Origin of the sequence: Streptomyces apricus (genome assembly GCF_008369065.1) — a bacterium.
GTDB lineage: Bacteria > Actinomycetota > Actinomycetes > Streptomycetales > Streptomycetaceae > Streptomyces > Streptomyces apricus.
Window position 1 is genome coordinate 1 of record NZ_VDFC01000019.1, and the last position, 14,639, is coordinate 14,639.

The window sequence follows — 14,639 nt, forward strand, 5'->3', positions numbered from 1 at the left end:
TCTGTACAGGTGCATGACAACGTCAATCGGGGAACGGGGCGCCCGCGGCCCGCACACGGCGCCGCCCGCACCACCGGGAGGCGGTGCGGGCGGGGCTAGCCGATGCGCGTGCCCCGCCTGCGTGGCGGGGCGGTGTGCTCAGGGGCGGGGCCGGGTGGCGGTGTCGAGGTAGAAGGCGTCGATGCTCTGGACGGCCTGCTCGAACTCTTCGAGGTTGACGGGCTTGGTCACGTAGGCGTTGGCGTGGCTGCTGTACGCGCCCGTGACGTCGTCCGGCGCGGTGGACGTGGTGAGGACGACCACGGGGATCGTCTGGAGGTCGTCGTCGCTCTTCAGGACCTTCAGCAGGTCGCGGCCGTTCATGCGGGGCATGTTCAGGTCGAGGACGATCAGGTCGGGCCGCGGGGTGCCCGGGGTCCTCAGGTGCTCCAGTGCGGCGACGCCGTCGGTGACCTGGACCAGGTTGCGGGCGCCGCGCTCGGAGAGGGCCTCCTCGATGAGCATGGCGTCGGCGATGTCGTCTTCGACGAGCAGGACGTCGAAGGGACGGATGGGGCTGGTCATTGTCGGGTGCTCCGTGGGTTTCTCGGTGGAGTGGTTGAAGAGTCCCGGCCAGCGGCGCCGGGCGCCCTGCCGGGTCATGCCGCATGCGGCGCCGATCTGCGGGTAACCGGCACCCGCACGGGCGGCGGCCACGGCCGCTTCCTGCTGCAGCCGTTCGGTGGCCTGCTTGAGGTGATCCAGCGCGTGGAGCAGGGCCAGAGCGTGCGCCGGGTCGTCCGGGGGCGGGGGCGACGGGGCTTCCAGCAGCCGGTGGGCAAGGTGCCGCGCGAGCCGCCCGACCGCCGCGTGAGCGAGGGTGGCCGTCTCCTGCGGGGTGCTCCGGGGTACGAAGTCCTTGCCTGGCATACCCGGCACTTTAGGTCCCTGAGCAGCTGCGCGACAACAAGGGTTGTCGCCCCTTAAAGTGTGCTGCCGAAACTTTCCCGGCACCGGCACAGCGAGGAGCCCACAGAATGACCGGCGATGAGAGGCGATCGCGTACGCGAGGTCTGTCCGCGTGGACGACCAGGCGGTGGCTTCGCGTCGGGGTGGCCGCTTCCCTGGTGGTCCTGACCCTGCTCGGGGTGACGGGCGCGTACATCCTGAACCGGACCGGGACGATCAGCCGGGAGCTCGTGGACGTGCGCTCTCCCGCGCTGACCGTCGCCATCCGGCTGGAGGCGGCCGTCCTCAACCAGGAGACCGGCATCCGCGGCTACGGGCTCACCGGTACGCGGGACTTCGTCACGCCCTACCGGCAGGGGGTCGCCGAGGAGAAGGAGAACACCGAGCGGCTCACCGAGCTGCTCAAGGGCGACAGCGGAGGGCTGAAGGACCTGAAGGCCGTCCAGGACGCCGTGCGGACGTGGCAGCGGCGGATCGCCGAACCCGTGGCCGCCGAGCCGCCCGGCGCGCCCTCGCCGCTGGCCACCGAACGGGCGGCCGAGGGCAAGGCCGCCTTCGACGAGGTGCGCACGGCCCTGGGCAACCAGCAGGAGCACCTGCGCGCGGACCGCGTGCGGGCCAGGGACGAGCTGATGACCACGATGTCCGTGCGCAACTGGGTGTTCAGTGCCATCGCCGTCCTCATCGTCGTCCTCACGGCGCTGATCTTCGAAGGGCTGCGCCGGGGCATCAACAGGCCGCTGGAGCGGCTCGGCGCGGACGCCCGGGCCATCTCCGGCGGCAACTTCGACCACCCCATCACCCCGACCGGACCCGCGGACCTGCGGCGCCTCAGCGTCGAGATCGACTTCATGCGCCGCCGTCTGGTGCGGGAACTGGCGAGCAGCGAGGAGACGAGGCTGCGGCTGGACGCGCAGGCGGCCGACCTCCAGCGCTCCAACGCCGAGCTGGAGCAGTTCGCGTACGTGGCCTCCCACGACCTCCAGGAGCCGCTGCGCAAGGTCTCCAGCTTCACCCAGCTCCTGCAGCGCCGCTACGGCGGGCAGCTCGACAGCCGGGCCGACCAGTACATCGACTTCGCGGTCGACGGGGCGAACCGCATGCAGGTCCTCATCAACGACCTGCTGGACTTCTCCCGCGTCGGACGGGTGCACAACGCCCACCAGAGCGTCGACCTGGACAAGGTGCTCGAAGGCACCCTGTCCTCGATGAGCGTCGGCATCGAGGAGGCCGGCGCGACGATCACCCACGACCCGCTCCCGACCCTGGTCGCGGACCCCACCCAGCTGGGCATGCTGTGGCAGAACCTGATAGGCAACGCCGTCAAGTTCCGCCGCCCGGGCGAGGCGCCGAAGATCCACGTCACGGCGGCCCGGGAGGGCGAGCTGTGGCGGTTCACCGTCACCGACAACGGCATCGGCATCGCACCGGAGTACGCCGACAAGATCTTCGTCATCTTCCAGCGGCTGCACACCAAGGACGCCTACGCCGGCAGCGGCATCGGCCTCGCGATGTGCAAGAAGATCGTCGAGTTCCACGGCGGCACCATCGGCGTGGACCCGGAGTACCGCGACGGCGCCCGCATCACCTTCACGCTCGCACCGCAGCCGCCGGAGGCCGCCGCCGCCTCCCTGCCCGAGGCCACCCGCGCCGACGCGGAGCCCGCGCGATGACGACAGCCGTGACGGGCGTCCCGCAGGCGGCCTCCGACGACCCCACGTACCGCATCCTCCTCATCGAGGACGACCTCGGTGACGCCCTGCTCGTGGAGGAACTCCTCCACGACACGGGCCTGCGGTTCACGCTGACGACCCGGACCACGCTGGCCGAGGCGCGCGCCGAACTGGCCGGGAGCCCGCTCGACTGCGTGCTCCTGGACCTGCACCTGCCCGACGTGTCGGGCATCGACGCGGTCACCGCCGTCCGGCGGCTGGCGCCGCACACCGCGGTGATCGTCCTGACCGGCCTCTCCGAGGACCGGGCGGGCACCGACGCCATGGCCGCGGGCGCCCAGGACTACCTCGTCAAGGGAAAGGTCGAGGCGGACCTGCTGCAGCGCACGCTCCGGTATGCCGTCTACCGCAGCCAGACCGAACGGGCGAGCGCCGAGGCGCAGGCCATCCGGCTGCGGGCGGAGGAGAACGCACGCCTGGAACGCGGGCTGCTGCCCCAGCCGATCCTCGACACCTCCACGGTGCGGGTGACGTCCCGCTACCTGCCCGGCGCCGAGATGGCCCTGCTGGGCGGGGACTTCCTCGACGTGGTGGAGGGGGACGACGGGCTGCTGCACGCCGTGGTGGGCGACGTCAGCGGCCACGGCCCCGACGCCGCCGCGCTCGGGGTCTGCCTGCGGATCGCCTGGCGTTCCCTCGTGCTCGGCGGACACCGCGGGGACGACCTGCTGCACCTGATGGAACGCATCCTGGTCGCCGAACGCGGCAGTCAGCACCTGTTCGCCACCTGCACCCTCCTCACCCTCGACCAGCACGCGGGCACCGCCACCCTCCACCTGGCCGGCCACCACGAACCCCTCCTCACCACGACCGAGGGCACCTGGGAACTGACCGCCGCGCACGGCATCGCGCTGGGCATCGTCCCCGAGATCCGCAGCTGGCCCTCCACGGTCATCCCGCTGCCGGCCGCCGGCGCCCTGACGCTCTACACCGACGGCCTCACCGAAGGGCACAACGGGACGCAGAGCGACCGGCTCGGCGTCGAGGGGCTGCTCGCGCTGATCGTGAAGCTGCCGACGGCGGACCCGGCCGCCCACGTCGACCTCCTCATACGGGAGACCCACGCGCTGAACGCCGGCCGGCACACCGACGACCTGGCCGTGCTCCGCCTCGACTGGGACGGCCTGCCCCTGCGCACCGGCTGAGGGCCCGGGCCACCGCTACCCGCGCCCCCGGCGGCCGGCCGCGGAGAGGTCGTCGACGGTGACGGTGAGGGGGAGGAGGTCGGGTGCGGCGAGGCGCAGCAGCCGGCGGACGTGCGGCTTCTCGACGACCAGCCGCAGGAGGCCTGCGCGGGAGCGGACCCGTGCGTGGGCGCGGTGCAGGACGTCGAGCCCGCTGGTGTCGATGAAGGTCACGGGCCGCAGGTCGACGAGCACCTGCGGGGCGTACGGCTCGGTCGCCCCGTCGAGTTCGGCGCTGATCGCGGCGGCGGTGAAGAGGTCGATCTCACCGTGCAGCTCCACCACGGTGGCCTCGCCGCTGCGGAAGCACCGCGCGTGGGCGCCGCCGGGCAGGTGCGTGGCGGGAAGGGAATCGGACTTGAGCAACGACATGAAGGCCTCACCGTGGACGTCATCCGGGCCTCCCCACGCTTCGTCACGGCAGTGTGGAGGCACCGATCGTTTGCTGCAGGCCGACGGGGGCAAGGTCGCCGCACTTGCACCGTAGGACGCATTGGATGTGCAGAAACGATGCATCCATTCGGTATGTCACCCCATCGAGTGAGTAACCTGCGATTTGCTTGCGGACGTCACGGTGCTGAGCACTGCGTACTGAGGACTGGGTGCTGAGGACTGCGCACCGAGTGCTGGGCGCTGACCACTGGAGGCGGGAAACAGGTCGCGAACGTGTTCGTTACGATCGGGCGGTGAGTGAGAGAAGCGAGCCGAAGAGCCGCCGGGAGCGCCCCGCCAAGCCCGCCCTGTCCCGGGGGTGGATCGTCGACACCGCGGTACGGATCATGCGTGCCGAAGGGCTGGAGAAGGTCACCATGCGCCGGCTGGCGCAGGAGCTGGACACCGGCCCCGCCTCGCTCTACGTGTACGTGGCCAACACCGCCGAACTGCACGCGGCCGTGCTCGACGCGCTGCTGGGCGAGGTCGACCTCGCGGAGGAGGGGGGCGGGGACGACTGGCGCGAGCGGCTCGTCGCCGTGCTGACCTCGTACACCCTCGTCCTGTTCCGGCATCCGCAGCTCGCGCGCTCGGCGCTCGTGGCGCGCCCCAGCGGCGACAACTACCTCCGGCTGGTGGACCGCGTCCTGGCGCTGCTCGCGCGCGGCGGGGCCCCCGTCGAGCAGGTGGCCTGGGGTGTCGACCAACTGCTCCAGACGGCCACCGCCACCGCGGCCGAGCAGTCCACGCGCGACCAGGATCCCGCGGCGCAGCAGGAGTGGGACGCGCTCACCCGGGCGCTGCACGCCGAGGACGGGACGCGTCATCCGGCGATCAAGGCGCACATGCCCGCGCTGATCAGCGGCGGGGACCGCCTGAGGTGGGGTTTCGAGGTGCTGATCAACGGGATCGGCAGCACGCCCGTGCCCGACCCCGACTGAGGCCTTCAGGACTGCCTCGTGGGCAGGCCGGGCCCCGGACGCCCGGCCTGCCCTTTCCTTCACCTCCGTGCGAACTTGTTCGTGACGAACAGGTTCGTTACGGTGGAGGTGTCGCAGGAACACACCCAGGAGGCCTTCATGAGCACTCATGTCCCCATCGCGATCATCGGCGCGGGTCTGGGCGGTCTCACCGCCGCCCGCGTCCTGCACGAGAACGGCGTCGACGCGGCCGTCTTCGACCTGGAGGCGTCGGCGGGAGCCCGTACCCAGGGCGGCATGCTCGACATCCACGAGGAGAGCGGACAGCGGGCGCTGCGCGCCGCCGGCCTTTTCGAGGACTTCCGGAAGATCGTCCACGAGGGTGGTGAGGCGATGCGCCTGCTCGGCCCGGACGGCACCGTCCGCGTGGAGGAGAGCGGCGACGTCGGCCGCGGACGCCCGGAGGTGGACCGGGGAGACCTGCGCGAGCTGCTGCTCGGCTCCCTTCCGCCCGGCACCGTCCGCTGGGGCAAGAAGGTCACCGGCACCCGCGCGCTGGACGGCGGACGCCACGAGGTGACCTTCGCCGACGGCCCGTCCGTCACCACCGACCTCCTCGTCGGCGCCGACGGCGCCTGGTCGCGCGTGCGGCCGCTGGTCTCCGACGCCGGGCCCGCCTACACCGGCATCTCCTTCGTCGAGACCGACCTGCTGGAGGCCGACCTCCGCCACCCCCGCGCCGCCGCGGTCGTCGGCCGCGGATCCCTCTTCTGTCTCGGTGACCACCGGGCCCTGCTCGCCCACCGGGAGACCGACGGCAGCCTGCACGTCTACACGGCGCTCAGGACCGGCGAGGGCTGGCTGGACACCATCGACTTCGGCGACGCGGCCGGGGCCAAGGCCGCCGTCCTGCGTCACTTCGAGGGCTGGGACGAGGACCTGCGCGCCCTCGTCGCCGACGCCGACGGCGCACCGGTGCCGCGCCTCATCCACGCCCTGCCGGTCGGGCACCGCTGGCCCCGTGTCCCCGGTGTGACGCTGCTCGGCGACGCCGCGCACCTGATGTCGCCCTTCGCCGGGGAGGGCGCCAACCTGGCCATGCTCGACGGGGCCGAGCTCGCCCTGGCGATCGCCGCCCACCCCGGCGACACCGAGGCGGCGCTGAGCGCGTACGAGAAGGACCTCTTCCCGCGCGCCAAGGCGTCCGCCGCCGCGTCCGCGGCCGGCCTGGAGAACATGTTCGGGGAGCACGCCCTGGAGCGCATGACCGAGTTCTTCACCGCCGGACCGGGCGCCGCGTAGGACCGGGTGCCGCGCAGGGCCGGGGGTGCCCGGAAGGACCCCGGCAGTCATGGACGGGCGGCCCGGGGGAAGTCGACCTGGCATGGACGCAACGACGACGACGCGCGCACGGCACCTGCTCGCCCTGCTGGCGGTGGCCCCTCTGGTCGCGGCGTGCGGMGGCGGTTCCGGCGGGAACGACGGCGACGACGGCTCCCGGGCGGCCGGGGCGCAACTGGTCATGGCCCGTGGCGCCGATCTCGTGATCAGCACCGACAACGGCGTGCGGCTGCGGCCCGCCGAGGGTGACCGGGCCGAGGTCGGGGGAGACGTCCGGCACGCGTGGTCCCACCGGGGCGACACCAGGGTCCTCGACCTGTCGTGCCCGGCGCGGGACGGCAGCGAAGCCGAGGACCGGTACGGGGACGGGGACGACGCCGAGGACGGGAACGGCGCCGAGGACGGGAACGGCGACGAGCGCGGCCGGGAGTGCCCCCGTATGCCCGAGGTCCGGGTGCCGGACGGCGTGTCCGTCACCGTCTCCGCCCGCAACGCGGGGATCGACGTGGCCGGTGTCTCCGCGGCACTCGACCTCACGACCGTCAACGGCGACGTGACCGTGGTCGGGTCCGGCCGCAAGGGCGCCGCCGTCCGGCTGGAGACCCGTAACGGATCCGTGCGGGCGCACACCCTGCGCGCGGGAGAACTGCACGCCACGACGGTGAACGGCGACGTGACGCTCGGCTGCGCCACCTCGCCGGACGGCGTCGGCGCCGTCTCCACCAACGGCTCGGTCCGGGTCACCGTCCCGCACGGCGCGCCCGCCTACCGGGTCGCGGCGACCACCGACAACGGCCGCCCGAAGGTCACCGTGCCCACCGGCGGCGGGGACGACGGCCGCAGCATGACGCTCACCACCGTCAACGGCGACGTCACGGCCCGGGTGGAGTAGACGCGTACCGGAGGCCGGGTGCTCAGGGCGCGACCGTGAGGGGCGCCCCGGTGGTCCGGTCCGACGACGGGCCGGTCTCCAGGAGGAGTTCGCCCGTCTCCACCGCCCGGCCGAGGTCCCGCGTCACCGAGGCGAGCGTGTCCGCGTCGACGGCGAACACGGCCTCGGCGCTCTCGCCCGGCCGCAGCGGGACGCGCGTGAACCCGCGCAGTTCCCGCGTCCTGGGCCAGGACGAGCCGCCCGACAGCCGCCGCACGTACAGCTGCACGGTCTCGGTCACCGGCCGGTCCCCCGTGTTGGTGACGGCGACCGTGCAGGTCAGGTCGGGCGCGCCCACGGACACGGCCGTACGCGACAGGCGCGGTGCGCCGTAGGACACCGTCGTGTACGACAGCCCGTGGCCGAACGGGTGGCGGGCGGAGGCCGGTTGGTCGACATAGCCCCGGTAGCCGTGGTCCTTGCCGTTGTAGAAGACGGGCAGGTGGGCCGCCGAGCGCGGGACCGAGACGGGCAGGCGCCCCTGCGGCTCGGCCCGGCCGAGGAGGACGTCGGCGACCGCCCGGCCGCCCCACGGCCCCGGGTACCAGGCGCTCAGCACGGCGCCCGCGGTGCCGGAGAGGTCCGGCAGGGCGTGCGGACGCCCCTGGACCAGGACCACGACGACCGGCGTGCCCGTGGCAGCCACCGCCTCGATCAGCCGCAACTGGCCCACCGGCAGGGTCAGTTCCGCCAGGTCGACGCCCTCGCCGCAGGTCATCCCGCCCGGCGTGGCCGAACCGACCCGCGCCGCCCCGTTGTCGTCGAAGGCCGTGGCGCCGTCGCGGGCGCTGGAGCCGCCCAGCACCAGTACGGCCACCTGCGCCCCGGCGGCCAGGGCGACCGCTTCGGGAAGCCCGGAGGAGTCGCCGCCGGTCAGCGCGCACCCGGCGGCATGGGTCACCTCGACGCCCTCGGGGACGGCCGCGCGGAGGCCCGCGAGGACGGTGACACCGGTCCCGGGCCGCTGGGGCGCGGMGTAGTCGCCGATCTGGTGCGGCACCGAGTCGGCGCAGGGGCCCAGCACGGCGATCCGCCGGGTGGTGGACGGCAGCGGCAGGGTGTGCCCGTCGTGTGCGAGCAGCACGACGCAGGCCCTGGCGATCCGCTCGCTCAAGTCCCTTACCGGCAAAGGCGTTTCGTGGACGGGACGCCCGGACGCGTACGGCTGCTCGAAGAGGCCGAGGCGGAACTTGAGCGCGAGGACCCGGGCGACGGCGGCGTCGAGCGCGGCCTCGGGCACGAGCCCACGGGTGACGGCCTCCGCCAGCCGGGAGTAGGCGGCGTCCCACAGGCTCAGGTCGCAGCCCGCCGCCAGCGCCATGGCGCCCGCGGTCACCGGGTCGCCCGTCAGGCGCACCAGGCGGTCGACGGCGCCGCCGTCCGCCATGACGATCCCCTCGTACCCCCACCGCTCGCGCAGGAGACCCGTCAGCAGGGACCGGTCGGCGACGCAGGGCAGGCCGTCCAGTTCGTTGTACGCGGCCATCACGCCCGCCGCGCCGGCCCGGACGCCCGCGCGCGCCGCCGCGAGGTGGATCTCGTGCAGTTCTCGCGGCCCGAGTTCGGTGGCCGCGCTGTTGCGCCCGCCGACCGTCGCCCCCTGCCCGGCGAAGTGCTTGAGGACGACCGCGGCGTCCGCCCTGCGCATGCCGCGCACCAGCGCCCCGGTGAACCGGGCCGCCAGGTACGGATCCTCGCCGAAGCACTCCTCGGCGCGGCCCCAGCGCGGGTCGCGCACCAGGTCCAGGGCCGACATCAGCGCGACATGGCCGCCGCGGGCCCGCAGTTCGGCGCCCGCCGCCTCGGCCGCGGCCTCGTACAGATCGGGGTCCCAGGTGGCGCCCACGGCGAGGTTCACCGGCAGGACCGTGCCGTCCAGGGCCTGGTGGCCGTGCGGCACCTCCTCCACGAACAGCACCGGCACACCCAGCCGGGTGTTCTCCACGACGTACCGCTGCACCTCGTCGGCGACCCGGGCGCCGTCGGCCGCCGTGATGCCGTCCGCGAAGCCCACGCCGGACCAGGGGTCGGCGCGCTGGAGCCCGTAGAGGGCGCCCATGCCGTCGTGGGCGGCGACCTCGGCCCGGAAGGCGTCGGTGAGCCGGTGCCCACCGGACGGCGTCCGCCCGTCGGGCCCTGCGGGAATCCGCTCGTACGCGTCCCAGCCGTACAGGCGCTGGTTGACCTGGCCGACCTTCTCCTGGAGCGTCATGCGGCCCAGCAGGTCGCGCACCCGGGCCCCGACCGGCGCGTCCGGGTCCCGGTGGAGGGGCCGGGTCACGTCAGCTCCAGGACGGCGACCCCGTACGGGGCGAGCCGCACGTCGGTGATCCGCTCGCCGGTGGACACGTCGTGCAGGGCGCCGGCCGCCCGCGGGCGTACGGTCAGCTCCTCGGGGGACTGGCTGACCAGCCACACGAAGCTCCGTCCGTCCTCGTGCCGCAGCAGGTCGGCCCCCACGTACGGGCTGTCCACCGTGACCGGGCGGACGGCGCCGGCGACCTCCGCGAGGGCCGCGTACAGCCGGTGGGTCTGCTCGGGGTTGACGTGTGCGGTGCGGGCGGCCATGTGCTCCAGCGGGTAGGTCGCGAGGACGGTCCGTCCCCGGCCCGTCGCGCGCACCAGCAGGGCGGGCCGGCCGTGCGCGTCCACGGCGACGACGCGGGCGTCGCGCGGGACGACCGGCAGGTAGGCGCGGCTGTCCTCGTTGCCCGCCACCGGGAAGGTGAGGGTCTCGCCCGCCGCGAGCGGCCCGAAGTCCTCGGTGAAGGTCATCTCCAGCACGTCGTCGGTGACGGGCTCGGCGACCCCGTACGACAGTTGCAGCTCGACCCCGAACAGGCCGTCGAGGTCGTCGAACCACGGGCCGCGCGTGCCGGGGTGCTCGCCGGAGCAGAAGGAGAGGTAGACCGTCGCGCCCTCCTCGGCCCGGCGGGCCAGCTCGCGCCGGGTGCGGGTGGTCAACTGCCGCGTGGCGGGCAGCAGATACAGCTTGGCGTGGCCGGGCAGGCCGTCGGCCTCGCGGACCAGCGCGGCCGGGAGGTCGGCGGCGCGCGCGGCGACGTACGCCTGGTGCAGCGAGGTGAAGATCAGCGGACGGTCGGCCGGCCTGCTGTACGGGTACCCGCGCTCCAGGAACGCCGGTACGACCAGGGCGGCGTCGGTGTCGGCGCGCGTGCAGCGGGGGAAGTCGACGGCCCGCAACACGTCGGCGAACTCCGCGAGTTCGAGCAGTGGGGCCTTCGGGGCGCCCTCGCCGTCCGTGATGCCGAAGTGCATCTCGAAGGGGTGGTGGTCGTACGGCGAGCGGTCCCACAGGTCGTCGTAGTCGGTGTTGTTCCAGGCGATCCAGCCGGTGGCCCCGCCCAGCAGGCTGTTGTGCAGGGTCTGCCGGTAGTAGATCCCGGCGTTCTCGGCGGAGACGGTGTCCGTGGACAGGCCGAACTCCTCCAGCACGACGGGCTGCCCGGTCACCGAGGCCAGCTCGCACTCGAAGGCGGCGCGGTGGTGCTGGCGGGGCCGGTCGGTGTCCGAGCGGTAGACGTGCGGGCCCACGAAGTCGACGTACTCGGCGGTGTCGCGCAGCGAGAAGCCGTTGTCGCGGCCGGTCACCTCGATGCCCCAGGCGCCGTCCCCGAGGGAGAGGGGCTGGGTGCCGCCCGCCGCCCGCACGGCGTTGCACAGGGCCTGTGCCCAGGCCGTGACGACGTCGGAGGAGGGCGGGTTCTCCTGGTAGATCCGGCCGTAGCCGGGCATCTCGTTGGTGACGAGCCAGCCGGTGACCGCGGGGTGGTCCTTGAAGCGGCGGGTCATCTGCGAGGCGAACCACGCCTGGCGGCCGACCATCCACACGTCCTCGTACAGGTCCCGTCCGCCGCGCCAGACGGGGTCCCAGTTCTCGCCGGACATGTGGCCGACGATGAAGGTCGGCACGGTGCCCATGCCCGCCTCGGTGTGCGCGTCGAGGAAGTCCGCGAAACGCTCGCACAGCGTCTCGTCGATCCGGTGCGGCTCGGGGTGGAAGTCGGGCCAGTAGAAGAAGGAGCGCGTCATGGTCAGGCCGTGCTCGCGCAGCACCCCCAGTTCCTCGCGGACCGTCTTCGGGTCGTAGTCGCGCCACATCAGGGGGCCGCCGGTGCGGGACCAGAAGTTGGCACCGAGCCAGGGCAGCACGGCGGGGTCGTGGGTCAGGTGGGCGCTGTGGCGTCGCATGGTCCTTGTGATCCTTCGGGGGATGAGGCTGAGGGGCTGTCAGTGGGGCGCGGGGCCCGTGGACTCGCGGACGACCAGCCGGGGTCTGCCGTCGAGCCGTCCGGCCTCGACGTCCTCGCCGCAGCGGGCGAGCAGGACCCGCGCCGCGGCGGCGCCGACGCGCTGCACCTGCTGGTCGACGGTGGTCAGCCGCGGATGGAGCCAGCGGCCCAGCGGCAGGTTGTCGTAGCCGACGACCGAGAGGTCGCGCGGGACGCGCAGCCCGGCCCGCTGGGCGGCCCCCATGCCGCACACGGCCATCGAGTCGTTGGCGTAGACGACGGCGGTGGGCCGGTCGGCGGTGGCCAGCAGCGCGTCGGTCGCCGCGACCGCCGACACCTCCGAGAAGTCGGTGTGCAGCACGGCGACCGGCCGCACCCCCGCGGCACGCAGGGCCGCGTCGAAGGCGCCGTGCCGCAGCCGGGTGTGCTGCAGCTCCTCGGGACCGGCCACGTACGCGATGCGCCGGTGGCCGAGCGCGAGGAGGTGGGCGACGACCTCCTCGACGCCGGCCCCCTGCCCTCCCAGGCCCACGCTCGGCACGGCCGCCGCGCGGTCCGGGGCGCCGAGCAGCACGGCGGGCAGGCCGAGCCGGGTCAGCAGCGCGGGCCGCGGGTCGTCGGTACGGGCGTCGGTGAGCACCGCGCCGTCCACCCGTCCCTCGGCGGCCAGCCGCTCGTAGAGGACGTTCTCCTCCTGCGCCCCCGCGACCAGGTGCAGCAGCAACCCGTAGCCGCGCGGGGCCAGTTCGCCCTCTATGCCGGTGATCAGCTCGCTGAAGTGCGGGTCCGCGCCCAGCACGTCGGTGGGGCGCCGCACGACCAGGGCGAGCGTACGGGTGCGGGCGCTGCGCAGGGCGGCGGCGGGCGCGCTGGGCGACCAGCCCAGTTCCAGGGCGGTGTCCAGGATGCGGCGGCGGGTCGCCGGGGACAGCCGCCCCTTGTCGTTGAAGGCCTGCGACACGGCCGCGGTGGACACCCCGGCGGCCGCCGCCACGGCCTTGATGGTGGGGCGCCTGCCGCCGGGCCGCGCGAGGCCTTCCGGTTCGCCGGTCGGCGTGCTCACATCTTCACCGCCCCGCTGACGAGCGCCTGCTGCATGCGCTTCTGCAGCAGCGTGTAGACGACCCACACCGGGACGAGGGTGAGGACCGTGCCCGCGGTGAGGACGCCGTAGTCGGTGCCGGTGATCGACTTCAGGGTGGGCAGGGCGACCTGGACCGTGCGCTGCGCGGGGTCGGGCCCGATGATCACCAGCGAGTACAGGTACTCGTTCCAGAAGGTGAGGAAGTTCAGCAGCAGGACGGTGGCGATGCCGGGCATGCACATCGGGACGTAGACGTGCCGCAGGACCGCGAACGTGGACGCGCCGTCCATGCGGGCGGCCTCCTCCATCTCCTTCGGGATGGTCCGCATGAACTGCACCAGGATCACCACGGACAGCGGCATCGCGGTCGCGGGCAGGAACAGCACCATGAACGTACGGGTGTGGAAGAGGCCGGTCGCCGCGGCCAGCAGGAACGTCGGGAACAGCGCCGCGAAGGTGGGGACGAGGAAGCCGAGCGAGAACACCTTCTCCACGGCCGAGGCCAGCCGGCCGGTGGACCTCGCGAGCGCGAACGCCGCGGGCAGCGCGAGGCCCAGGGTCAGGACGAGCGCGAGGACCGTCACCAGCGCCGAGTTGACGACGGCGAGCCCCAGGTCGGCGCTGTCGAAGGCGGTGCGGAAGTTGCCGAACCCGAAGGAGGTGGGCAGGGCGAAGGGGTGCGCGAAGATCTCGTCGTTGGTCTTGAAGGCCGAGGCGAGGAAATAGTAGAGCGGCACGATCAGCAGGACCGCGTAGGACCACACCAGGACGTGAGCGGGCAGCCAGCGCTTGCCGAGCTTCATGGTGAGCGGCTCCGATCAGTAGTTCTGGCGGAATGCGCGGCGGATGGCGAGCAGTCCGACGAGCCCGGCGAGGAAGAGGACGACGCCCACGGTCTGGCTGTAGCCCAGGTCGGCCGCGATGAACGCCTTCTGGTAGACGAGGAACGACAGGGTGGTGGACGAGCTGCCCGGGCCGCCCTGGGTGAGCAGCAGGACGTGCTGGGCGGACCCGAAGAGCGTCCACAGGAACTGGAGCATCGTCACGACGCCGACGTAGTCGCGGATGACGGGGAAGTGGACGAGCCACATCGTGCGCCAGTGCCCGGCGCCGTCGAGCTGGGCGGCCTCGCCGAGCTCGTCGGGCACGCTGCCGAGCCGGGCCGCGAACAGCACGGCGGTGAAGCCGATCCCGGCCCACACGTCGAGCGCGATCAGACAGGCCAGCGCGGTGGACGGCGAGGCCAGCCAGGCGTCGGTCAGCGAGCCGAGGCCCACGGACTCCAGGGCGCCGTTGGCGAGGCCGTCCGGCGACAGGGCGGCGTAGAAGACCATGGCCTTCGCCGGCGTCGAGATGAGCCCCGGGATGAAGAGCAGGTAGCGGATCACCCGGTGCCCCGGCGGCTTCTGCGCGACGTAGTAGCCCAGCATGTAGGCGCACACGATCATGACCGGCAGGGCGACGGCCAGCTGGACGGCGGTGTTGCGCACGGCGTCCCGGAAGACCGGGTCGCCGAGGACGGTGCGCACGTTGCCGAGGCCGGCGAACGACACCGGCTGCAGCATGCCCGGCCAGTGCAGGACCGCGACCACGAAGATGGCGATCAGCGGGCCCACCATGAACACCAGGTACCAGACCAGGGCCGGCACGGCGAGGACGGTGCCGCCCTGCCGGGGCGACCGCCGGACGGCGGCGGCGGACGGCGGGCCGGGGCGGCGGACCGTGGTGTCGCCCGGTGGGGGCGTCAACGTCGTCATGCGGTGACTCCGATGGACTGGGGCGCGGGACGCGGAGGACACGCGGGGCACGGGGG

12 protein-coding genes are annotated in these 14,639 nt (G+C 73.4%); 5 read left to right on the top strand and 7 right to left on the bottom strand.

What is annotated here, in order from left to right:
* Positions 1 to 138: 138 nt before the first annotated feature.
* The gene (locus FGF04_RS06700) at positions 139 to 909 is read right to left on the bottom strand and encodes a response regulator (protein WP_149510316.1); all 771 of its coding nucleotides are present in this window, start codon (positions 907 to 909) and stop codon (positions 139 to 141) included.
* 107 nt (positions 910 to 1,016) lie between these two features.
* Here FGF04_RS06700 and FGF04_RS06705 point away from each other — a divergent pair, with 107 nt between their 5' ends.
* Both FGF04_RS06705 and FGF04_RS06710 read left to right on the top strand, forming a co-directional pair.
* Positions 1,017 to 2,621, top strand: coding sequence for a sensor histidine kinase (locus tag FGF04_RS06705; RefSeq protein ID WP_149510317.1), 1,605 nt, complete (start codon positions 1,017 to 1,019; stop codon positions 2,619 to 2,621).
* Positions 2,618 to 3,826, top strand: a complete 1,209-nt coding sequence (locus tag FGF04_RS06710; RefSeq protein WP_149510318.1) for a PP2C family protein-serine/threonine phosphatase — start codon at positions 2,618 to 2,620, stop codon at positions 3,824 to 3,826. Before FGF04_RS06705 ends, FGF04_RS06710 begins: the two co-directional genes overlap by 4 nt.
* Before the next feature lie 15 nt (positions 3,827 to 3,841).
* On the opposite strand, the gene FGF04_RS06715 is transcribed toward FGF04_RS06710, so the two are convergent.
* Positions 3,842 to 4,237: an STAS domain-containing protein gene (locus tag FGF04_RS06715; protein WP_149510319.1), complete on the bottom strand. Its 396-nt coding sequence runs from the start codon at positions 4,235 to 4,237 to the stop codon at positions 3,842 to 3,844.
* Positions 4,238 to 4,551: 314 nt separating this feature from the next.
* Here FGF04_RS06715 and FGF04_RS06720 point away from each other — a divergent pair, with 314 nt between their 5' ends.
* From FGF04_RS06720 to FGF04_RS06730, 3 genes are all read left to right on the top strand, one after another.
* The gene (locus tag FGF04_RS06720) at positions 4,552 to 5,238 is read left to right on the top strand and encodes a TetR/AcrR family transcriptional regulator (RefSeq protein WP_149510320.1); all 687 of its coding nucleotides are present in this window, start codon (positions 4,552 to 4,554) and stop codon (positions 5,236 to 5,238) included.
* Between the two features lie 138 nt (positions 5,239 to 5,376).
* On the top strand, positions 5,377 to 6,519 hold the full coding sequence (locus FGF04_RS06725) for an FAD-dependent oxidoreductase (RefSeq protein ID WP_149510321.1): 1,143 nt from the start codon (positions 5,377 to 5,379) through the stop codon (positions 6,517 to 6,519).
* 82 nt (positions 6,520 to 6,601) lie between these two features.
* The gene (locus FGF04_RS06730; RefSeq protein ID WP_149510322.1) at positions 6,602 to 7,450 is read left to right on the top strand and encodes a DUF4097 family beta strand repeat-containing protein; all 849 of its coding nucleotides are present in this window, start codon (positions 6,602 to 6,604) and stop codon (positions 7,448 to 7,450) included.
* A gap of 22 nt (positions 7,451 to 7,472) precedes the next feature.
* On the opposite strand, the gene FGF04_RS06735 is transcribed toward FGF04_RS06730, so the two are convergent.
* Genes FGF04_RS06735 through FGF04_RS06755 form a run of 5 tightly spaced genes read right to left on the bottom strand, consistent with a single transcriptional unit; the run spans position 7,473 to position 14,583 of the window.
* Complete coding sequence (locus FGF04_RS06735; protein ID WP_149510323.1) at positions 7,473 to 9,770, bottom strand: glycoside hydrolase family 3 N-terminal domain-containing protein; 2,298 nt, start codon at positions 9,768 to 9,770, stop codon at positions 7,473 to 7,475.
* A complete protein-coding gene (locus FGF04_RS06740) occupies positions 9,767 to 11,701 on the bottom strand; it encodes a cellulase family glycosylhydrolase (RefSeq protein ID WP_149510324.1) in 1,935 nt (644 codons plus the stop codon). Before FGF04_RS06740 ends, FGF04_RS06735 begins: the two co-directional genes overlap by 4 nt.
* Before the next feature lie 39 nt (positions 11,702 to 11,740).
* Complete coding sequence (locus FGF04_RS06745) at positions 11,741 to 12,805, bottom strand: LacI family DNA-binding transcriptional regulator (protein WP_149510325.1); 1,065 nt, start codon at positions 12,803 to 12,805, stop codon at positions 11,741 to 11,743.
* A complete protein-coding gene (locus FGF04_RS06750) occupies positions 12,802 to 13,629 on the bottom strand; it encodes a carbohydrate ABC transporter permease (RefSeq protein WP_149510326.1) in 828 nt (275 codons plus the stop codon). Before FGF04_RS06750 ends, FGF04_RS06745 begins: the two co-directional genes overlap by 4 nt.
* Before the next feature lie 15 nt (positions 13,630 to 13,644).
* Complete coding sequence (locus FGF04_RS06755) at positions 13,645 to 14,583, bottom strand: carbohydrate ABC transporter permease (protein ID WP_149510327.1); 939 nt, start codon at positions 14,581 to 14,583, stop codon at positions 13,645 to 13,647.
* Between the last annotated feature and the right edge of the window lie 56 nt (positions 14,584 to 14,639).